Source organism: Streptomyces sp. NPDC029152, from assembly GCF_055564355.1.
Genome location: NZ_JBVHWR010000022.1, coordinates 19,469 through 41,191 on the forward strand (window position 1 = coordinate 19,469; position 21,723 = coordinate 41,191).

At 71.7% G+C, this 21,723-nt stretch carries 13 protein-coding genes; 2 read left to right on the forward strand and 11 right to left on the reverse strand.

Annotation, left to right across the window (positions count from 1 at the left end):
- Window positions 1-34 precede the first annotated feature (34 nt).
- From ACZ4V6_RS31470 to eccD, 8 genes are all read right to left on the reverse strand, one after another.
- Window positions 35-400 carry a hypothetical protein gene (locus tag ACZ4V6_RS31470; RefSeq protein ID WP_467833981.1) on the reverse strand — a complete coding sequence of 122 codons (366 nt, stop codon included), beginning with the start codon at window positions 398-400 and terminating at the stop codon, window positions 35-37.
- A gap of 31 nt (window positions 401-431) precedes the next feature.
- Window positions 432-854 carry a YbaB/EbfC family nucleoid-associated protein gene (locus tag ACZ4V6_RS31475; protein WP_467833983.1) on the reverse strand — a complete coding sequence of 141 codons (423 nt, stop codon included), beginning with the start codon at window positions 852-854 and terminating at the stop codon, window positions 432-434.
- Window positions 855-978: 124 nt separating this feature from the next.
- Entirely contained in the window at window positions 979-4,548 is a 3,570-nt protein-coding gene (locus ACZ4V6_RS31480; protein ID WP_467833984.1) for an AAWKG family protein, read from the reverse strand.
- A 133-nt stretch (window positions 4,549-4,681) separates the two neighbouring features.
- On the reverse strand, window positions 4,682-5,179 hold the full coding sequence (locus ACZ4V6_RS31485; protein ID WP_467833986.1) for a type VII secretion system-associated protein: 498 nt from the start codon (window positions 5,177-5,179) through the stop codon (window positions 4,682-4,684).
- Between the two features lie 183 nt (window positions 5,180-5,362).
- On the reverse strand, window positions 5,363-5,692 hold the full coding sequence (locus ACZ4V6_RS31490; RefSeq protein ID WP_467833987.1) for a WXG100 family type VII secretion target: 330 nt from the start codon (window positions 5,690-5,692) through the stop codon (window positions 5,363-5,365).
- 90 nt (window positions 5,693-5,782) lie between these two features.
- Window positions 5,783-6,139 carry a hypothetical protein gene (locus ACZ4V6_RS31495; protein WP_467833988.1) on the reverse strand — a complete coding sequence of 119 codons (357 nt, stop codon included), beginning with the start codon at window positions 6,137-6,139 and terminating at the stop codon, window positions 5,783-5,785.
- Between the two features lie 380 nt (window positions 6,140-6,519).
- Window positions 6,520-7,968 carry a type VII secretion protein EccB gene (eccB, locus tag ACZ4V6_RS31500; RefSeq protein WP_467833990.1) on the reverse strand — a complete coding sequence of 483 codons (1,449 nt, stop codon included), beginning with the start codon at window positions 7,966-7,968 and terminating at the stop codon, window positions 6,520-6,522.
- 21 nt (window positions 7,969-7,989) lie between these two features.
- Window positions 7,990-9,390, reverse strand: coding sequence for a type VII secretion integral membrane protein EccD (gene eccD, locus ACZ4V6_RS31505; protein ID WP_467833992.1), 1,401 nt, complete (start codon window positions 9,388-9,390; stop codon window positions 7,990-7,992).
- 524 nt (window positions 9,391-9,914) lie between these two features.
- Here eccD and eccCa point away from each other — a divergent pair.
- The gene (gene eccCa / locus ACZ4V6_RS31510; protein ID WP_467834072.1) at window positions 9,915-13,886 is read left to right on the forward strand and encodes a type VII secretion protein EccCa; all 3,972 of its coding nucleotides are present in this window, start codon (window positions 9,915-9,917) and stop codon (window positions 13,884-13,886) included.
- Between the two features lie 204 nt (window positions 13,887-14,090).
- Here eccCa and ACZ4V6_RS31515 read toward each other — a convergent pair whose 3' ends face one another.
- Window positions 14,091-15,281, reverse strand: a complete 1,191-nt coding sequence (locus ACZ4V6_RS31515) for a S8 family serine peptidase (RefSeq protein ID WP_467833993.1) — start codon at window positions 15,279-15,281, stop codon at window positions 14,091-14,093.
- Between the two features lie 244 nt (window positions 15,282-15,525).
- On the opposite strand from ACZ4V6_RS31515, the gene ACZ4V6_RS31520 reads away from it, so the two are divergent.
- Complete coding sequence (locus ACZ4V6_RS31520; protein ID WP_467833994.1) at window positions 15,526-18,831, forward strand: right-handed parallel beta-helix repeat-containing protein; 3,306 nt, start codon at window positions 15,526-15,528, stop codon at window positions 18,829-18,831.
- A 150-nt stretch (window positions 18,832-18,981) separates the two neighbouring features.
- Here ACZ4V6_RS31520 and ACZ4V6_RS31525 read toward each other — a convergent pair whose 3' ends face one another.
- Entirely contained in the window at window positions 18,982-19,749 is a 768-nt protein-coding gene (locus tag ACZ4V6_RS31525; RefSeq protein WP_467833996.1) for a GNAT family N-acetyltransferase, read from the reverse strand.
- 49 nt (window positions 19,750-19,798) lie between these two features.
- Window positions 19,799-21,712 carry an IucA/IucC family protein gene (locus ACZ4V6_RS31530; RefSeq protein ID WP_467833998.1) on the reverse strand — a complete coding sequence of 638 codons (1,914 nt, stop codon included), beginning with the start codon at window positions 21,710-21,712 and terminating at the stop codon, window positions 19,799-19,801.
- Window positions 21,713-21,723: the final 11 nt, after the last annotated feature.

The window sequence follows — 21,723 nt, forward strand, 5'->3', positions numbered from 1 at the left end:
TCCGGACTTCCGGCGGAAAGTCGATCTCCTCCACTCAGTGCCTGCCGCCCCCGGCGGAGTCCCCGCCCAGCGCGTCTAGGCTCGACGACTGCCGCCCGATCTGCTCGTTCGCGTACGCCGAAACGCCCTCGATGTGCCGGCCGTTGGCCCAGACCGCCTGCCGGAGCTCCGAGAACGCGGTGCCCACGGTCCTGATCAGTTCCAGGCACGCCTCGTTGTTCGCCTCGAACTTCGGCAGCACCTCATGGGCGAAGTCGTCGTCGTAACCCGCCCAGCCCCGGTAGTTCTGTATGTCGGAGATGAAGTCGTCAGCGATCTTGTTCGTCCGCTCCGGCAACGCCTCCATCATCTCGCCGCCGCGGCGTATACGGCCGGGGTCAGCGGTGAACTTACCCGCCATGGTTACCTCCCTCGTCGCCTTCTTCGGAACGTCAGTCCTCGTGGATCTCGTCGTGCAGGCGGGCCGCCGAGCGCCTCCTCCCGCCGTCCGGGCCGTCGAGTGCCGGACCGAACGCCCGGTCCCAGTCGATGTCCATGTCCCTGAGGCCCGTCGGGCCGCCACTGGCGCGCGTCAGCGGCTCGAAGACGTCCATCACTCTGCGCGCCATCTGCGCACGTCCCTCCTGGACGGCCTCCAGCACGGAGGCGGCGAGCTGAGGACCCGTCATGCCGCGGTACTTGTTGTCCGGGAACTTGAGCGCCGTCAGCTCGCCCTGAGGTCCCACGGTGACCTCCACGGCACGGTCCCGGGACCGGATCGTGGCCGAGGACTCGGCGAGTTCACTCTCGGCACGTGCGACCGCCTCCTGCACGGCGGCCAGCTCGGCCATGGCGTCCGCCAGCTTCTTTTCCATGGACTCGCTCAACGGTTCCCTCTCCACCTGCTCGTACGTGATTCTGCCGTACGCGTGTGCGCAACGCGAACTGCCGCTCATGCAAGGGCTGCTGCGGGTGTTCCCGAGGCCGTCGCCCTACCGGTCATCGTCCGATCACCGCAGGGGCGCCGCCCTCGTCCGCACCCCACACGTCCTCGTCCTCCGGCACCCACGAGTCCCGCGCGCGGTCACCGCTCTGGGTCTGTGTCTGCTGGCCGGGCGCGCCGGCGCCACCACCGCCGGCCATCGGCGGGAGGAACGGCGTGCCGCCGGCGGTCGGGGAGCCGGTGGCGACGCGCACCTCGTCGTCCGCGTACCGGCCGTTCCTGACGGGCGCGCCCGCGCCGGGCCGCGGCCGGCGGTTCTTGACCACCTCGCCGTCGATGACGTTGCGGACGCGCTCGCCGGAGTCCGACTGGCCGCCCCCGCCGCCCATTCCGCCGCCCATGCCGCCGCCCATCGGCGCACCCATACCGCTGCCCGTGCCGCCGCCCATCGGCGTGCCCGCACCGGCGCCTGTACCGGCGCTCAGGTCGCTCACGGCCCCGCCGCCGGGACCGGGGAACGCACCGGTGTTGAGGAACGGGCGGTTGTGACTGGGAGTGGTCGTTCCACCGGATGCCCCGCTGCCCGCCAGGGGCGACTCGTAGGGCGCGTCGTCGAACAACTCCTCCTCGTAGGAGGAGTAGTCGTAGGACGGAGGCGTGTAGTCGAGCGAGCCGTTGTCGAGATGACCCGAACCGATGACGGACGGGCCGGAGTCGTCCAGGTAGCCGGAGACGGCCGAGCCGTCCGGGCGTGTGATGGTCGTGCTGCCGGTGTCCGGGTTGATCGTCTGGATGGAGCCGTCCGGCAGCTCCGTGACCACGTTGCCACCGGCGTCAAGGTGCGTGGTACCGCCACCGGGCGTGGGCAGCAGGTCGCCGGTGTTGAGCGGACCGGAGATGGTCGATCCGTCGGGCCGGGTCACGGTGGAGGAGTGGGTGGCGGGGTCGATCGTGACGGTGGAGCCGTCGGGGTAGTCCGTGATCACCCGGCCGCCGGAGTCGATGCGCGACTCGCCGGCGCCGGGGAGGTCCAGGACGCCGTCGTTGACGGGTCCGGAGATGCGAGTGGACGACAGGTCGGGCAGATCGTTGCCGCCGAAGAGGTCCCGGCGGGAGTTGTCGAACGCGGTCTGCGCCTCGGCCTGCCTCTTCTCCTGCTCCTGGCGGACCTCCTCCTGCTTGGCCTCCGCCTCCGCCTGCCTCCTCTCCTGCTCCTGCCGGACCTCCTCCTGCTTGGCCTCCGCCTCCGCCTGCCTCTTCTCCTGCTCCTGACGGACCTCCTCCTGCTTGGCCTCCGCCTCCGCCTGCCTCTGCTCCTGCTTGGCCTCCTGCTCGGCCTGCTTCTGCTCGGCCTCCTTCTCCTTGGCGGCCTGCTTCGCCTCCTGCTCCGCCTGCTTGGCCTCCGCCTTGGCCTCGGCCTCGGCCTGCTTCTTCTCCTGTTCGGCCTGCTGCTGCTCCTGTCGCTCTTCCTGCTCGGTGCGGATGCGGTCCTGCTTGGCCTCCTGCTCGGCCTGCTTCTGCTCGGCCTCCTTCTCCTTGGCGGCCTGCTTCGCCTCCTGCTCGGCCTGCCTCTGCTCCTGCTTGGCCTCCTGTTCGGCCTGCTTCTGCTCGGCCTCCTTCTCCTTGGCCTCCTGCTCGGCCCTGGCCTGGGCCTCCTTGGCCTCCTGCTCCTTCTTCGCCTCCTCCTGCTGGGACTTCGCCTGGTTCATCTGCATCATCTGCATGTTCTCCGCACGGGCCTGGGCCGCCGCCTGCTTGGCCTCCTGGTCCTTGCGGATCTGTTCCTGCTTCTGCTCCTGCTCGGCCTGTTTGGCCTTCTGTTCGGCCTCCTTCTGCTCCTGCTTGGCTTCCTGTTCGGCCTGCTTGGCCTCCTGCTTGGCCTCCTGTTCGGCCTGCTTCTGCTCGGCCTCCTTCTCCTTGGCCTCCTGCTCGGCCCTGGCCTCGGCCTCCTTGGCCTCCTGCTCCTTCTTCGCCTCTTCGGCCTTGGCCTCCTGCTCGGCCTCCTTGGCCGCCGCCCTGGCCTCGGCCTCCTTCTCCTTCTGCTCCTGCTTGGCCTCCTGCTCCGCCGCCTTGGCCTCGGCCTCCTTCTCCTTGCGTTCGGCCTCCTCCTTGGCCTCCTTCTCCTTGCGTTCGGCCTCCTCCTTGGCCTCCTTCTCCTTGCGCTCGGCCTCCTCCTTCTCCTTCTTACGCTCCGCCTCCGCCTTGGCGGCCTGGTCCTTCTGCCACTGGATGAACTCCTCCTGCTTCTTCGCGGCGGCAGCGGCCGCGGCCTTGGCGTCGTCCTCCTTCTTCTTGGCGTCCTCCTCGGCGACTTCGGCCTTGTCGTCCTTGTAGTCGTCCGCGAGAGTGCCGCTGGTGCCGCGGGACTTCACGGCTCCCAGATCGAAGCTGCTGTTGCTCCAGCTGTTGCGCACCTTCTCCATGGCCGTGATCGCCGCCGCGTCGAGCTGGTCGATGACGGTCTGCTGCCACATCTCGACGGCCTTGTTACCGATCTTCAGCCAGGTGCCGAGATCCTTGAGGTCGCCGAACTCCTCGGCCGCGACGGGTTTCCCACCTACGTCCGCGATCTCGTCGATGGCGGCCTTGTTCTTGAAGTGTTCCTCCGCGATGTAGTTCGTGTAGGAGGTGTATCCCCCGCCGTACGTCCCGTAGGTCTCGATCTCATAGGTGATCTTCGTGAGGTTGTTGTCCCAGATGAATTTCGCCACCGCGGACAGCAGTTTGTGCAGGAGGATCAACGGGTTGCCGTACTCCCACTCCCACTTCATCCAGACGTTGTGGAGGTCTCTCACCGCCTCCGCGAAGTCCTTCTTGGCCTGCCGGATCTCGTTGCCCTGCTTGGAGTAGCCCGTACCCGAACTCATGTCCTCCGCATAGTCCGTGTACTGCTTGTTGATCTTGTTGACGAGGTCCCAGAAGACGCCCGCCGCCTTGCCCCGCCAGGCGTCGTTCTTCTCCTTGCCGACCCTGCTCTGCCACTCCTCCACCACCTTCTGCTGCGTGGAGAAGAACTGGGCGACCCGGTCGAAGGCGCCGGCCACCACGTCGAAGTTGGCAAGGGTGACGGAATCCGCGTCCGCCACGTCCTTCCCGCTCCAGCTGAAGCCGTACGTGCCGTCCTTCTCGTTGTTGCGCAGTTCCTCCAGAGCCAGCCCGGCACCGAAGGCGTACTGGGTCAGCGGAGTGGTGTCCCAGGTGGGCTTGCCGTCCATCCCCAGGTGACCGTCGATACTGCTGGAGAACTGCCCGCCCTCGAAATAGCCCTGGCTCGGGAGCCTGCCGTCCCCCTTGTTGCCGAGCAGCGTGATGCGGGCCTTGTGCATGGACACGTCGGAGCCCGTCCCGCCCGACGTGTAGTAGAAGGGGATGACGAAGTCGGTGTTCTGGATGTCGGAACCAGCGTTCTCGTACAGCCAGTTCAGGTCTTCGGTGTCGACGTAGTCGACATAACCCACGTCGGATATCTCCACCTTCATCAGGGGGATTCCCTCGTTTCCGACGAGGGTGTCGAAGAGGTCGCTCCTGGCCGGCACCTTGTATCCCGTGAAGAAGCTGACCGCCTCGGCCCACTTGTCATTGGTGCTGGTGAGGTTACCGGTGATCTTGCTGGAGTCGAGCGCCATGCCAAGGTGCCTTTTCGGTCTGGGCGGATGGGGGGAACGTGCCGGCCCGGGGAGTACGGTGCCGAGGCGTCGGCGGACGCCGGTGAGGACGGCCGCGCGGACGGCCGCGACGGCTCCCTCCCCGGGGCGACCCTCAGTCCTTCTTCTCGTTCGAGCCGCTGCTGTTTTCGGAGAGCACCTCGTCCACGCCCTCGAAGAAGTCGACGAGCTTCTTCCCGTCGATCTTCTCCAGGTTGTCGTCCTGGGTCTTGAACATCTCCGCGATGGTGTCCTCGAGGTTCTCCTCGATCTCCTCGAAGAGCTCGACCTGGAGTTTGAGGATCTCGTCGATCTGGTCCACCATCTCGTTCAGGCACTTGATCAGGTAGCCGCCGTTGGTCCGGCCGTCCTTGTCACCCGCCATCGTCCCGATCGCGAGCGGCACCTTCTGGCCGTCGAAGAAGCCCACCGCCGCTTTCGCTCCGCCCTCCCCGCCCTGCAGATTCGGGATCGCCGGTACGAGGACCTTCTCCGGTGAGTCCCCGTCCTCCCTCATCTTCTTGATCGCGGCGAGGAAGGGGGTGACGTCGTTGTCGAGGAAGTCCTGCAGCCAGGCCTTGTTGAGATTGACTGCGGGGGGGTTGTCCGCCATGCCGTACCACTCCTGCTCTCCATAGGGTTCCGTCGGCTTCCTGGGCGTTCCGCGCGGGCGGGCGGCGCCGGCGATCCACGCGGAGCGGAGTCGGCGGCACGCCGGCCTCACGACAGCGGGCGGCCGCTCGCGTGACACACGCGGACGGCCGCCCGAAGAGAACCAAAGGCGTGTCGCCCCCGGTCAGCTGCCGATGCGCACGCTCTCCCACAGCGATGTCAGGGACCTCTCGCTGTACTGGTAGCTGTCGGACACGTCGGTCAGCAGGGCCGAGTTCTCCGCGAGGATGCGCTTCATCTCCTCGACGGCGTTGTTCCAGGACGCCTGCTTCTGGGCGTACACCGTCTTGTCGTCACCTTCCCAGGTCTTCTGGAGCTCCTGCAGCTCCGCCTCCAGGTTGGTGAGGATGCTGTCGATCGCCTTGGTCTGGTGGACCATGTCGTCGGCGGCGTTCTCCATGTGGGAGTAGTCGACGTAGATCTGGCCGTCGGTGAAGTCAAGCGGGGGGGTCATGGTGGTCCTCGTCTCGCGCCGGATAGTGCTGAGGGGAAGGGTGTCGCGGCGCCCGGGTGCCGGTCAGGAATCCGGGAGCGGGAGCGGTGGTCAGCGACCGGCGGTGGAGCCCGCCAGCGCGTTGAAGATCTCCTCGGAGCGGTTGTACGCCTGCTGGATGGACTCGTTCGCGGTGGCCTGCTGGATGCCCTGCGCGCGCATCGTCTCCTCCAGCGTCGTGATCATGTCGCGGAGGTTGCTGGAGATGATCTCCGCCTGCGCGTCCCACCGGTCGAGCAGTTTCTGGAACGCACCACCGTCGCTACCGGCATAGCCGGAGGACAGGTTGTGCTTCATGTTCTCCACGTCCTGGCGGCTCTTCTGCACGCCGGTGAAGGCCATCTCCAGCGCGGTGACACCGTTCTGTGTCGCCGATGCCAGTGACTGCTGTCCGCCTGTGCCTGCCATGTGCCTGCTCCTCCTGGAGTGTCACGCCGCCGGTCCTCGGACGCGGACAGCGCGGTGCGTGCCCGGACGCGGCCGGAGGACCGGCGTCCGGATGGGTCGGGCTAATGGAGCCTAAAGAGAAAGGAGTTGACGATTCAATGGCTTGAGTCACCTTCTCGGCTCCGACCGGATGCTTCAGGCCTTTCGCGGCGTGGTTCCAGGGCGAACAGCTCCGCCCTGCCCGCCGCCCGGGGCCTCGTGCCTTCCTGTTCCAGGACGCCCGACACTCCCGTCGCGTTGCGATGACACGATCAATTCCTATGGTTTCACGCCGTGTTCACTTTCCTTCCCGGTCCCGAGGCGTTCTCCCCGCCCCACCGCGCGACGGGGAGGCAGCACACTCACCTCCGGTCGCAGCGCGCAGTGGTGTTCCGGCTCCGGCCGGAGGCCGCGGCCTCCTTGGTCAGGTCCGGCCCCGTCGGCAGCATCGCCAGCAGTGGCGCCGGAAGGCCGCGCACCTGGTTCTGCGTGTAGCCGAGCGCCTCGAGCGCCTCCGCCGTACCCACCCGGTACTTCATCCCGGTGTCCGTCACCAGATAGACGGTGGCCCCGACCTTGCTCCCGCTCGCCCCGAGCGCGCGCACCAGGGACCCTCCGCCGGGCCGCACGGTGATCGTGCCGACCGGCATGCAGGCCGGGGTGAGTCCCTCCGGGGGCGCCTGGGCGGCCGGGCCCAGGGAGCCCGTCCCGGTCAGGGCCACACTGATTCGCGGGCCGCGCCCGCCGGTCTCGATCCGCACGCAGACGGTGTGGTCCTCGCCGAGGGCCACCGCCTCCGGCGGCGCCGAGGGCAGGTCCGGGTCCTCGGCGGGCTCACCCGCCCCCGGGGCCAGATGGCCGCTCAGCACGTCCGCGCCCAGGGCGGTGAGCTTCGCCGCACCGCCCCGGTAGACCTTCTCGCGAGTCTCCGGGTCCCCGAGCACGAGCGCGGCACCGGTCGACGTGAGGGGGGTCAGCCCCTCCTTGCGCAGCAGGTAGTAGCGGTCGGCGGAGCCCGGCACGGTGACCCGGAACACCTCGCCGATCCGGGACTCCCGGCCACCCAGCGACGGCCCCTCCTGGCCCTTGCCGGGAACGTCCGGCGGGCGCAGGTCGGGGCCCGACGGCAGGGCGTTCAGGAAGGCCGCCGAGACGGGGAGGCGGGGGGTGGAACCGTAGCCGAGGGCCTCGCGGGCGCGGCTGTCCTCGTCGAGCCGGAGCTTGCTCCCGCGCCACACCAGATAGCCGGCCTTGTCCGGCCCGGTCACCAGCACGCCCTCGCCGCTGGGCAGGCCGGCGGCGTCGGCCGGAACGCCTACCGTGACGGTGGTGCCGGTGGCGCCCGTCCCGCCGCCCGAACAGACCCGCCATGGGCCGGTGTCCAGGTCCCCGCTACCGGGCAGCGCGTCCGGGGCGCCGGTGATGCCGACGGGTGCCCCGTGGGGCGTCCCCTTCAGGGAGGCGGAGCCGACCGTCACCACCTTCATGTCGGCGCCCCCGAGCAACCGCGCCGAGGCGTAGTTGCGCACCGGACGCAGCCGCCCGTCCAGGTAGAGGTAGCGGGAGCCGGTGTCCTTGTTCACGACGAGGGTCCCGGCCGCTCGCCAGGAGTCCTTCGTGCCGGGTTTGAGCAACCCGAGGACGAAGGACCCGGCCGACAGGAGGACGGCGATCACGATGCCGATCACCACGCCCCGGTTGGTCCGCCCCTGCGGGCTCTCCGGAGCGTCCGGATCCGCGCGCAGCATGCCGGAGGTCAGCCGACCCATGACGAACATGTGCGCGTGCACCTGATCGCGCTTGGACTGCATGACAGCGTGTCTCTCTTCCGGTCAGCCGTTGATGGACCGCAGGGTGCTGTACACGCCGAGCACCCACAGGGCGAGCGGCAGCATGCTGATCGCCAGGGCCGAGTGCAGCAGTTCGCCGGCACGGCCCCAGTACGGCACCAGCCGGCGGCCGGGGACGGTCCACGCGGCGATCGCGAGCGCCGCCGTGGCGGCGAGCAGGCCCGCGCCCGTCGCCAGCCGGGTGGCCGCCGTGGCCGCCGGGGCGGCGGCCAGCACCAGCAGAAGCAGTCCCGCGACGCCCGGAACCACCAGCGACATGCGCTGCCAGATGTTGCCCAGCCCCCGGGCGTGCAGGACGAGCAGCAGGGACAGCGCCACCGTCATGATGATCTCGGCCGGTTCACGTTCCCGGGCGAGCCCGACGAGGCATCCGCCGCTGACCACGCCCACCGCCCCGTAGAGCGAGGTCATCCAGCCGTCGGCGAGGATGGCGCGGGCCGAGACCACGGAGGTGGCATGTGGCTCGATGCCTTCCTGGAGCTGCTGCGCGTTGGTCGGCAGGGGTGGCATGCGCATCCCGGACATCCGGAACGCCAGGGAGGGAACGAAGGCGCCCAGGACCACCGCCAGGACGGCGATGACCGCTGCGGCGTGCACGGGCGTCAGGTCGGTCGTGATGAGCAGGACTGCGGCCAGTGCGGCGAAGACCGAAACGACGGCGATGCCCAGGAAGAGTGCGGCGAACGCCGCCACGATGGCGAGTGCGAGCACCGCCCCGCCCGCCGCGGCGGCGCCGGCGGCGAGCAGCCGGGCGCCCAGCGTCTCGTGGGCGTGCGGCCCGCTGAGCGCGCCGCCCGGCAGCAGCCACCCGGCCAGGGCCAGGTAGGGCCCGACCATGAAGCCCAGCGCGGCTCCGGCGCCGGCGTCCCCGACCGCCCGGCTCGCCGCGCCCGCGCCCGCGAGCAGGAGCAGACCGGCGGCGGTCGCGAACACGGCCCGGGGCAGCGCGGAGCCGCCGGGCCACGCGATCACCACCATGCCCGCCGCCAGGACCGCGACCGCGACGCCGAGCAGCACCCACCGGCTGACCTTGGGGGTCCAGCCGAAGGGATGGTCCCGCATCGTGGTGGCTATGCCGTCGACGAGATCGTCGAGGTGCACCTCGGGCAGGGCTTCGGCGCGTGGTCGGAGGTAGAGGGTGTCGCCGTCGCGCAGACCGTAGGAGTCGAGGGTGCGTTCCTCGTCCAGTGGTTCGCCGCCGAGCCGCTGGAGCACCCAGCCGCCGTGGTCGATACCGGCTTCCTCGAGGTCGTCCCCGGCGTATCCGAGCACCGCGGGCAGCAGGTCGGCCACGGGGACGTCGGCGGGCACGGCGAGATCGATGGTCCTGGCGGGGGCTCGTACCGTCAGACGGCACAGCTCGGCCACCTGAGTGTCAGTCATCGGGATGGCTCACGCTTCTCCGGTTACTGCTGCGAACGGTCAGGGAACGCCGTCTGACACACCGCTGGACATCACACGTCACTGCGGAACTGTAAAACCCCGGGACGGGGCGGTAGTTGACGGTCGGCACAATGATCGTAGTATCGGCTGCCCGTCCTGCGCGACGCATCCCGGGACGCGGAACCCCGAGTGACCGCGGGCTCACCGTCCGACGCGGCGTGAAGGACGTCGGGGTACGGACGCGGAAGACGTCATGAACGGTCGGTGTACGTGACGGGCCCCGTCGCGTGCCGTGGGACCGGCTGGTGGCGGGGTTGCGACACGGCGGCACACCGGGCACGGCGGACGGCCGGCACCTGCCGGAGCCCGGTCGTCGTCGGAGGGAGGCGCGACGTAGGGTGCGTGCGACAGCGAGGCCCGTCCGGCGTCCTGGCGCCGTGCCGACCGGGACGGGTGCCGCCGGCGACGACGACGTCGTTCCGCCCGCTCTCCCCCTTGCCCCGTAAGGAGACGGTTCCTTGAGTGTGGTCCTGTTCCGCCGCCCGGCCCGACGCCGGGGCCCGGAGATGCCCGACGGGGAGCTGAATCTCCAGGAACCGCCGATCCTCCCCGAGACGGTGCCCGACACCTCCGCCGTGTGGACGTACCTCCCCATGGCCCTGATGTCGGTCTCGATGATGTTCATGTTCATGCGACCCGGTATGACCCGGGGCTCCGGCGGGTTCATCTACATCGCCCTGGGCCTCATGGTGCTCGGGGCCGCGGCGATGTTCATCGGCCAGTTCATGCGCAAAGCCGCCGAGCGCAAGCAGAAGCTGAAGGGCGAGCGCCGGGACTACCTGCGCTACCTCACCCAGATCCGGCGCAAGGTCCGCGGCGCCGTCGTGGACCAGCAGCTGGCCCTGGCCTGGCGCCACCCCGAGCCCGCCGCCCTGTGGTCCATGACGGGCACCACCCGGCTGTGGGAACGCCGGCCCCGCGACGAGGACTTCGGGGAGGTGCGGATGGCGGTCGGTGAACAGAAGCTGAGCCTGAAGCTGACCCCGAACTCCACCAACCCCGTGGAGGACCTGGAACCGCTCAGCGCGCACGCCCTGCGCAGCTTCATCCGCGCCTACTCGACGGTGCCGGAACAGCCCATCGCCATCTACCTGCGGGCCTGGGCCCGGGTGCTGTTCCGGGGCGACGAGGAGCGGATACGGTCCGTGGCCCGGGCCCTGCTCGCCCAGCTGGCCACCTTCCACTCGCCCGACGACGTGTGGATCGCGCTGTGCGTGTCCGACGAGCGGCGCGCGGACTGGGAGTGGACCAAGTGGCTCCCGCACAACCTCCACCCGCACGACACGGACGGTGCGGGTCCCACCCGCATGACCGTCTCCGCCCTGGGCGAGCTGGAGAACCTGCTCGGCGCCGAGTTCATGGAGCGGCCTCCGTTCGACCCGGACGCCGTACCCGGGCGCGAGGAACCCTTCACCGTGATCGTGGTGGACGGGGGCACCGTCCCGGCGGGCCACCGCCTGGACGGCCCCGGCTTCCGCAACGCGGTCGTCCTGGACCTGAGCGGCGCCCTCTCCTGGCGGCCCGGCCGGATCACCCTGCGTTTCGAGGTGGGCGAGGACGATCTCGGGCTGGTGCGCACCGACCGCGAGCGCAAGGAGCAGATCACCCGGCTCGGCAGGCCCGACCGCCTCGGCCCGACGGGCGCCACGACCCTGGCGCGGCGTCTCGCCCCGTACCGCATGGGCCTGGGCACGGCCTCGGACTCGTCCGAGCCGCTGTCCGCGAACGTCGAGCTGACCACGCTGCTGGGCATTCCCGACCTGTACCGCCACGACCCGGAGACGCTGTGGCGGCAGCACACCGGACCCACCCGGCTCAAGGTGCCGATCGCGGTCGGCGCCGACGGCGAGCCGGTCGAGCTGGACATCAAGGAGGCGGCCCAGGGGGGCACCGGACCGCACGGCATGCTGATCGGGGCCACCGGCTCCGGCAAGAGCGAACTGCTGCGCACCCTCGTCCTGGCGCTCGCCCTGACGAACTCCTCGGAAACACTCAACTTCGTCCTCGTGGACTTCAAGGGCGGCGCCACCTTCCTGGGTCTGGACGAACTCCCCCACACCTCCGCCGTCATCACCAACCTGGCGGGTGAGGCCGCCCTGGTGTCCCGCATGCAGGACGCCCTGCACGGTGAACTGATGCGCCGTCAGGAGCTGCTGCGGTCGGCGGGCAACTACACCTCCGCACTGGACTACGAGAAGGCCCGTGCCTCGGGCGTGCCGCTGGAACCGCTGCCCAGCCTGTTCGTCGTCGTCGACGAGTTCAGCGAACTCCTGGCTGCTCACCGGGAGTTCATGGAGCTTTTCGTGATGATCGGCCGCCTCGGCCGGTCCCTCGGTGTGCACCTCCTGCTCGCGTCGCAGCGCCTGGACGAGGGCCGGATGCACCAACTGGAGAGCCACCTGTCGTACCGGATCGGTCTGCGTACCTTCTCCGCCATGGAGAGCCGGGGGGTCCTCGGCGTGCCGGACGCGTACCAGCTGCCGTCGGCGCCCGGCAGCGGCTTCCTCAAGTCGGGTGTGGAGGCGCTGACCCGCTTCCGGGCCGCGTACGTCTCCGGCCCGTACCAGCGACGGGGCGGCAGCGCCGACCAGGCCCGGGTGGCCAGCCAGACCGTCCCGTGGACCAGTGGCTACGTCGTGCCGCGCCGGCTGCCGGACACCCCGGCCCCCGAACCCGCCCCCGAGCAGGAGGAGACCGGGGACACCCTGCTCTCCGTGGCCGTGGAGCGGCTGTTGAACGCCGGGCCGCCGGCCCACCAGGTGTGGCTGCCACCGCTGGACCTGCCCGCCACCCTCGACCAGGTGCTGCCGCCGCTCACCCCCGACCCCGAACTGGGTCTGACCACCGTGGGATCGGCGCACCGCGGGCGGCTCACCATCCCCATCGGCATCATCGACCGCCCCTTCGACCAGCTCCGCGACCTGCTGACCGTCGACCTCTCCGGCGCGGGCGGTCACATCGCCGTCGCGGGCGGGCCGCAGAGCGGCAAGAGCACGATGGTGCGCACGATCATGACCGCGCTGGCGCTCACCCACACCCCCCGCGAGGTGCAGTTCTACTGCCTCGACTTCGGCGGTGGCACGCTCGCCGGGCTGGCCGGCCTGCCGCACGTCAGCGGGGTCGCGGCACGACTGGACACCGAGCGGGTCGGCCGTACGGTCGCCGAGGTCACCACGCTGCTGGCGGAGCGCGAACGGTTCTTCCTGGACAACGGCATCGACTCGATGGCGACCTTCCGGCGCCGCCTCGCCGCCGGGGACTTCCCCGAGCACCGGCACGGGGACGTGTTCCTGGTGATCGACGGCTGGTCGACGGTGCGTCAGGACTTCGACCGGTACATCCAGACCTTCGGCGCGATCGCCGCCCGTGGCCTCAACTACGGCATCCACCTGATCGTCACCGTCGCCCGCTGGGTGGAGCTGACCTCAGCCATCCGGGACCAGGCCGCCACCCACCTGGAGCTCCGGATGGGGGACCCCATGGACTCCGAGATCGACATGCGGCGCGCGGCGACCGTACCCCGGCTGCCGGGCCGCGGCCTGACACGCGATGCCAAGCTCCACTACCTCACCGCACTCCCCCGGATCGACGGCGTGGAGTCCGCGGACGACCTGTCCGACGGTGTTTCCGGTCTGGTGGCGGCGGTGCGGGAGAGCTGGCAGGGCCCACCGGCCCCGCCGGTCCGGATGCTGCCGACCCGGCTGCCCCTCTCCGCGCTCCCGGCTCCGAAGGGCGACTTCAAGATGCCCATCGGCCTGGAGGAGGAGCGTCTGTCCACTGTGTGGCACGACTTCTCCGAGACCCCGCACATGATCGTGGTCGGCGACGCGGAGAGCGGCAAGACCAACATGCTGCGCCTGACGGCCAAGGCCATCATGGACCGGTACACCCCGGCCGAGGCGCGCATCATGGTCGTGGACTACCGCCGCGCCCTGGTGGAGGCGGTCCCGGACGAGTACCGCCTGGGTCACGCGGTGTCGATGGACGCCCTGAAGGAGCTCATCGCGGGCGCCGCCCGCGCGGTGGCGGCCCGGGTGCCGGGTCCGGAGATCACACCGGCCCGGATGCGCACATGCGACTGGTGGGACGGCCCGCGGCTGTTCATCCTCGTGGACGACTACGACATGCTGGGCACGAGCGCGATGAACGCGCCCTTCGACCCGCTGCTGAACCACCTCGCACTCGGCTACGAGGTGGGTCTGCACATCGTCGTCGCCCGCTCCGCCGCCGGCGCGGGCCGGGGGCTGGGCGAACCGATGCTGCGCCGCATGCAGGAGGTCAACACCCCGACGCTGCTGCTGTCGTGCCCGCCGTCGGAGGGCTTCATCCTGGGCAGCGTCAAGGGCCGGAACCTGCCACCGGGCCGGGGTACGCGGGTGACGCGCCGCATGCAGACCCAGGTGCAGACGGCGGTGCTGGAGGACCAGGAGCCGTAGGGGTCTCTGACACAGGCCCGCGCCGTGGCGGCGTCCGGTGCGGGTGACGGCACGCCCTCGACGCCGCTCCTTCTTCCTCGCTCATGTGCCGGGCCCCACCGTGGGGCGGCCGGACCGGTCCGCGTCGCACGGCCGTACTTCGCCGTGCGACGGCCGGTTCCGGCGGCCCCGGGGTCCGTCGGGCGGGCGGCGCCCCGCAGCCCGTCAGCTGCCCGCCGGACGCCAGTTCCGCGCCCGGCCGCGCGGGATGACCACGGCGCCCGCCGCCACCAGGAGCACCAGGCCGGCGCTCACGCCCGCCACCACCAGGGCCCGGGTGCGCGGCCGTGTCGCGGGCGGGGCCGGGACCACCGCCCGTTCCGGCCGGGGCGCCGTGCCCCTGGCGTCAGTCAGTACGGCCGTCAGCGCGCCGTACGGGTCGAGCCGTGGGGGCGCCGCCGGGTACGCCGCCTCGATCAGGCGGCGCGAGACCTCCGCGGCCGTCAGGTCCGGGTAGCGCGCCCGCACCAGCGCCGCCGCCCCCGCGACGTTCGCGGCGGCGAACGAGGCACCCGAACCGATGAAGTGGCCCGGCCCCTTCGGACCGATGCTCACCACCGCGTCGCCGGGCGCGGCCAGGTCCGCCCCGCCCACCAGCGGGGCGTCGGCCGGCCGGCCGCCTTCCGGGCCGTAGTCCGTCACGGCCAGCACGCCCGGTGCCGCCGCCGGCCAGTACCAGGGCGTCGGCTCCGCGTCCCGCTCCAGCGCGTCGGGCGCCAGCGGAGCCACCACCAGCGCGTCCTTGCCGCTCGCGTACGCGACCGCTTCCGTCAGCTGCGCCTTGCCGCTGTCCAGGGCCGCGGCGACGTAGATGACGCCGGCGCCCTCGTCCGCCGCCCGGCGTATCGCGTCGGCGACCTGACCCACCGTGCTCCCGCCCCGCTCTCCGGTGCCCCGTACGGCCAGGATCCGGGCCTGCGGTGCCAGCCCCGCCGGGCCCCCGTCGTCGCCGGGCCTCGCCGCGATCAGGCCGGCCGCGAACGTGCCGTGCCCGACGCAGTCCTCGCCGGCCGGCCCGATTGCGGTCACCCGCCCCGACAGCGCGGGCGCCGCCTCGGCGACTCCCGTGTCCACGACCGCGACCGTCGTCCCCTCCCCCTGGGAGAGCGGGCGGGTGCGGGCCACGCCCAGAGCGCTCAGCGCCCACGGCTCGGCCGTGGCCTTCTCGCTCGACACCGAGGCGCAGGTGTCGCCCTCCCCCAGGACGGAGCGCACGACCGGCAGCCCCACGGAGTCGGCCGCGGCGGGCGCGGCCCCGACGACGCCCAGCGCGGTCGCGATCGTGGTCATCAGCAGGGGGGCGGCCACGACCGGGGCCCAGGGACGGCGGTGGAGACCAACTCGGGCACGGGGCATGGAACGCATGATAGGTCCCGCGTCCGACGGCGTGCCGAGGGGCGGGTGACCCCGGACGACGTAACGGGACGTACACGCGGTACCGCCCCAACTCCTCGGTCGCTCCTGGAACATCGCCGCACCGGTCCCGTAGCCTTCGTTCGTGCGCACAGCCGTACGTACCCCGGACGCGGAACAGTCCCCCTGTCGGTCCCCTCGGTGGGAGAGGCGCGCGACGGCGGCACCACAAGGAGGAGGAGCGAGCGTGTCACGGCAGTTGCTCAGGGTCGGATCGGGACAACCGGACAGTTTCCGAACGATCGGTGATGCCTTGGACATGGCACGCACGGGTGCGGTGATCCGGGTCCACCCCGGCCGCTACCCGGAGAACCTCACGGTCAGGACCCGGGTCACCATCGTCGCCGACGGCGAGCCCGGCAGTGTCGACATCTGCCCCCGCCGGGGCACCGCCGTCGTCCTCGTCGCCGACGCCGTCATGCTCACCGACCTGACCCTGCGGGGCGGAAGCGAGGACCTGCCCGTGGTCGACGCGCCGCGCGGCCAGGTCGCGATGGACGGCTGCACGGTTGTCGGCTCCGGCTGGACCGCCGTCCTGGCCCGCGAGTCGGGTTCGGTGGCCATGCGCGACTGCCGGGTCAGCAACCCGAAGGGCGCCGGGGTCGTGGACTCCGCGCCCACCGGCAGCATCATCGCGGGTTGTCTCATCGAGAACCTCGGAACCTCCGGCGTCGTCATCGGGGCGGAGGCCCGGGCGACCGTACGGGACTGCCGGATCCGCGACGCCCGCGCCAACGGCGTGCTGACCTCCGACGAGGCGCAGGGCCTGGTCGAGGACTGCGACATCTCCGGCACGGACAAGCCGTCCATCGCCCTGGAGGGCCGCAGCGGCACCCGGGTCGTGCGCACCTCCGTGCACGACACGTCGGTCGGCGTCTACATCACCAGTTCCGCCCGCCCGGTGCTGGAGCACGTCACGGTCAGCGACACCACCGGCCCCGGCATCGTGCTGGCCGCGAGCGCCGACCCCGAGTTCCTGCACTGCCGTACCTCACGCACCAAGGGCAGCGGTCTCACCGTCACCGAGCGGTCGAGGGGCACCTTCCAGGACTGCGAGTTCGACACCTCCGCCGCGCCCGCCATCCGCGTGGTCAGCTCCAGCGCACCCTTCCTGACCGGCTGCGCGGTACGCGACTGCGCGGACGCGAGCGGCGCCGTGCTGCTGGAGGAGGATTCGGCGGCGGAGTTCGACGACCTGCTGGTCACGGACGCGGCCGGCACCGGCATACGGATACGCGCCGGCGCCGACCCGCTGATGCGCCGCGCGCGGATCACCTCGCCGGGCGGCCACGGCGTCGAGGTGGCCGAGGACGGGCGGGGCAGGCTGGAGCACTGCGAGATCGACCGGGCGGGGGGCTCCGCGGTACGCGTCGTCTCGGGTGGCAACCCCGACATCCGCGACACGGTCATGCGGGCGGCGACCGACGCCGCCGTCTCCGTCGGCCCCCAGGGCCGCGCCACCCTTCAGGACTGCCGTATCGAGTCGCCCGCGGCCGGCGGTGTCACGGTGGACAACGGCGGCGAACTCTCCGCGCTGCGGGCCCACATCACCGACTGCGGTGCCCACGGGGTACTCCTCGCCAACGGCGCCCGCGCCACCCTCACCTCCTCCCAGGTCATCGGCAGCGTCGGCGACGGCGTCCGCCTCGACACGGGCGAGCCTGTCACCGTCAAAGACTGTGCCGTCCGCGACAACCGCGGCGCGGGCCTCAGACAGACGCGGGTGAACGAACGGCTCACCATCGAGAACCTCAACAGCAGCGGCAACGTGGCCCCGGACGCGTGGGGCGACACCCTCCCGCCGGACGTCGCGACCGGCGGGTCCGGCGACGCCGCCACGAAGCCCGAGAGCCCGCTGGAGGAGCTGGAGGCGCTGGTCGGCCTGACCGAGGTCAAGAGCCAGGTCCGGACCCTCGTCAACCTCAACCAGCTGAACCAGCGCCGCGCCCAGCTGGGCATGCCCGTCCCCCAGATGAGCCGCCACCTGGTCTTCTCGGGCCCGCCCGGCACCGGTAAGACCACGGTGGCCCGGCTGTACGGAGGCATCCTGGCGGATCTGGGCGTCCTGCGCTCCGGGCACCTGGTGGAGGTCTCCCGAGCCGACCTGGTCGCGCAGGTCATCGGCGGCACGGCCATCAAGACGACCGAGGCGTTCAACGAGGCCCTCGGCGGTGTGCTGTTCATCGACGAGGCCTACACACTGCTCTCCGACAGCAAGGGATCCGGCGCCGACTTCGGCCGGGAGGCGGTCGACACGCTGCTGAAGCTGATGGAGGACCACCGCGACGACGTGGCCGTCATCGCCGCCGGCTACACCGGCGAGATGGACTCGTTCCTCTCCTCCAACCCCGGCCTGGCCTCCCGCTTCACCCGCACCATCGAGTTCGCCAACTACTCGGTCGACGAACTGGTGACGATCACCGAGAACATGTGCGCGGGGCACCGCTACGCACTCGACCCCCGGACCCTGGACGCGCTCGCCCTGCACTACGCCCGCATGCCACGCGACGCCACTTTCGGCAACGGACGTGCCGCACGGCAGGTGTTCGAGGAGATGGTGGACCGGCAGGCCTCCCGCCTCGCCTCCATGACGAACCCGGCGGAGAGCGACCTCACCCTCCTGCTGCCCGAGGACGTGGCGACGGAGAGCACCCCGGCCGACAACGGTCCCGGCTCGGAGGAACTGCTCGCCGAGCTGCACTCCATGATCGGCCTCACGGCGGTCAAGAACGAGGTGTCCGCCCTGGTCAACATGCTCACGGCGGCGAAACAGCGCAAGGCCGCCGGGCTGCCCACCCCGAGGATCAGCAACCACCTCATTTTCTCCGGGCCGCCCGGTACGGGTAAGACCACCATCGCGCGCCTGTACGCGGATCTGCTGCGCTCCCTCGGCGTCCTGCCCAAGGGCCAACTGGTCGAAGTCGCCCGCGCCGACCTGGTCGGCCGCTACGTGGGCCACACGGCCCAGCTCACCAGAGAGGCGTTCGAGCGGGCCCTGGGGGGCGTGCTGTTCGTCGACGAGGCTTACACGCTCACCCCGGAGGGCGTGACCTCGGACTTCGGCAGGGAGGCCGTCGACACACTGCTGAAACTGATGGAGGACCACCGCGACGAGGTCGTCGTCATCGCCGCCGGCTACACCCGCGAGATGCGTCGCTTCCTCGACTCCAACCCGGGCCTGGCTTCGCGGTTCTCGCGGACGGTGGAGTTCGAGAACTACTCGACGGACGACCTGCTGGAGATCCTGTCCAAGCAGGCCACCGATTACGGCTACGACTGCTCCCCGGAGGCGATGACCGCACTGCGCGGCTATCTGGACGCCCTGCCGCGCGACCACTCCTTCGGCAACGCACGTACGGCTCGCCAGATCCTGGAGGGGATGATGACCCGCCAGGCGGGACGGATCAGTGCGATGTCCGCGCCGGGCCTGGACGACCTGCGACTACTGGCTGCGGAGGACCTGCCCCCGGAGGCGGCGGCGCTACCCCGCTGACGGGCCGGGCCGCACGTGCCGGTGTGGGAGCGGTCCGGTCCCCGGCCGGACCGCTCCGCCGCCGGGGCCGGCGGGTGCGGGCGCCTCGTCTCGCCCCGGCGCACGAGGTAAGGCCTCGGCCGCAGACCCGACCGTGCGCGGCGGTATTCGTCACACATCACCTAGGCGGGCGGGTCCGGGGGGCCCGTTTCGCGCACCGCGGTCCCGGACCATGAGGGCGGCTCGCTTGCCGGGCAGGTCGACCTCGGCGGCGAGTTGGAAGCCGGCGCTCCGGAAGGCCGCGACCGAGGGCGTGTTGCGCAGGTCGGGCTCGGCGAGGACGCGGGTGCAGCCGGGCCGCCTGGCGAGGACGAGTTCGGCTACGGCTCTGATCAGGGTGGTGCCGAGGCCCCGCCCGCGGTCGGCGTGCGCGCCGACGAGGAGGTGGAGGCCCGTGTCGTGCGGCCGGACGGGACAGTACCGGGCCAGCGGGTCGAGGTCGGCCCGGTAGATCTCCCAGTAGCTCACCGGCGCCCCCTCCAGCAGGCCGAGGCACGGAACGCTGCGTCCGTCGCCGTCGAGCTGGGCCCGCAGGTGGTCCTCGGTCACGCTCCGCGGCCCGGCCAGCTCCCAGAAGGCGGCCACGGCGGGGTCGTTCATCCAGCGGCCGATGAGGGCGGCGTCCCGGTCGACACGGACGGGCACCAGCTGGAACAGGCCCGCGGGCGTGGCGGCCGGGCCCCAGCCGGCGACGCGGTCGAGCAGGTCGTCGCCGGCGCCCGGGCCCGGGCGGGAGCCGGCCGGCGGTTCCCGGAAGAGGGTGACGAACTCCTCGGGCAGGTGCAGGTCGAGGGTGTCGTCCCCGTCCGTGTCCGGGCCGGGCTCCGGGCCGGTGCCGAGGGCGGCGGGGGCGTCGGCGCTCGCGTCGGTGGAAGCCACGGTGTCGCTCCTTTCGGGAGGCGGGGTCGGGCGCGTGGTCGTCGGGTGCTCAGGAGTGCAGGGGGTTGGCGATCGTGACGTAGACGGACTGGGTGTCGACCGGGCCGACGAGTTCGTCGAGGCCGTGCAGCCGGGTCAGCAGGTTGGCCTTGCAGCGCAGCACGGGCGAGTCGAGCAGGCGTGCGGGCAGCGGGCTGCGCAGCGGGGCCGGGCCCGAGGCGAGCCGGCCGAGGAAACGGCGGAAGGCGGCGAGCAGCAGCCGTTCGTCGGCGAGGTTCTGGGAGCCGAAGGCCCCGATGAGCCCGAACACGTTGTTGACGGCGAGGTAGTAGGCGAAGCGCTCGTCGGTGACCTCGTCGGTGACGAACGTGTCGCTGCGGGCGCCGACGCCGGTCAGCCGGGCCTCGAGTTCCGCCCGGCGGGACTCGCGGAAGTAGTAGCCCTGGTTGTCGCGGTAGCGGCCGCCGGCGGGCCAGCCGTCGGCGTCCAGCAGGAGCAGCGTGTTCTGCTGGTGGGCCTCCAGGGCGATGCCGGCCTCCGCGTCCAGCCACAGCACGGGGCGGACGACGTGTTCGAGGTACCGCAGGAACCACTCGGCGGCGACCGCGCCGCGGGGACGGCCGGTCCGCCGGGCGAGGCGGGTGACGGCCTCGCCGAGCCGGGAGCTCACGACGGGGCCGCTCCCGCCCGCGCCGTCGGCCGGCCGGGGCAGGCCGGGGGCGGCGAGCGCGGCGACGCAGGAGACGTCGTCCGAGGGGCGGAACGGGTTGTGCCGGATGACGGCGTCGAGCCCTCGCACGGGCGTGCCGTCCGGCCCGTCGACGGCGATCCAGGCCGGGTCGCGGACGATGTCGAAGTCCGGGTGCGCGGCCCGCCACCGCCGGGACAGGCCGGCGCGCAGCAGACGGTGGACCTCGACGCCGCGGTGGAGTTCCTCGCGGAGGTTCTCCCGGCGGGAGTTGGTGATGTGCAGCGCCAGGGACAGCTTGAGCATGGCGGGGGCACCGCTTCGGTACACGGTCCGCAGGGAGGACGTGGGGTACCAGGGGTCGCCGTGCGGGCCGAGGTCCCGGAGCAGCCCGGCTTCCAGCAGGTCCCGGGTCTCGGGCCGGTGCCGGACCTCGCGGAACTGCCAGGGGTGCAGGGGCAGGGCCGCGTGGCCGTCCGGCAGTGCCGGGCCCGTTCCGGCGAGGCGTGCGGTGAGCCGGGCCGCGGCGACCGGGCGACCGCGTTCGGTCCAGGCCGAGTCGGTGGCGAGCACGCAGGGCGCGACGGCCAGCCAGTGCAGCGGGAAGGAGCCGCGCAGTTCGGGTGAGTACAGCAGGGCTTCGGCGTCGGTGAGCCCTTCGCGGCTCTTCGGGGTGGGATGGAAGGGGTGGCCGAGGAGGAGTGCCTGTTCGGCGGCGAGGAAGAGGTCGGGGCCGTCGCCGGGGTGGTCGCGGCGGTCACGGAGGAAGAGGGCGGTGCGGCGGGCGGAGTCGGCCACGCGCGCGACGAGTTCGGTGCCGTGGGCGTCCGCGTCCTTGGCCGTCTCCCTCGCGAGGAGCGCGGCGACCGTCACCGCGTCCGCCGGCGGTGCGGGCGCGGGGGCACCGGCCAGGCGCGCGGGGCCGAAGCGGTGCCGGCCGGTCGGGGACCAGTGGAGGACGGGGACGACCAGGGCCGTGCCGCTGGCGGGCAGCGGAACGCGCAGGAGGCCGTCGGCCGGTGCCGGCAGGCCGGCCTCACGGATCCAGCAGCGCAGCAGGTTCTCCACGGTGGCGGCCTGGGCGGTGCGGTGCGGGCCGGAATCGTCCGGATCCGGGTCATCCGGGTCCTGGCGGTCCGGTCCCGGGCGGCCCGGGTCCGAGCACTCCGGGGCCGGACGCCGGGGGGCGGAGCGGTCCGGACGGTCCGGGTCCGGGTGGCCCTGGAGCCCGGGGACGGAGGCGGTGGCGGGTTCGGGTGCGGGGGTGATGTGCAACGCGGTTCCTC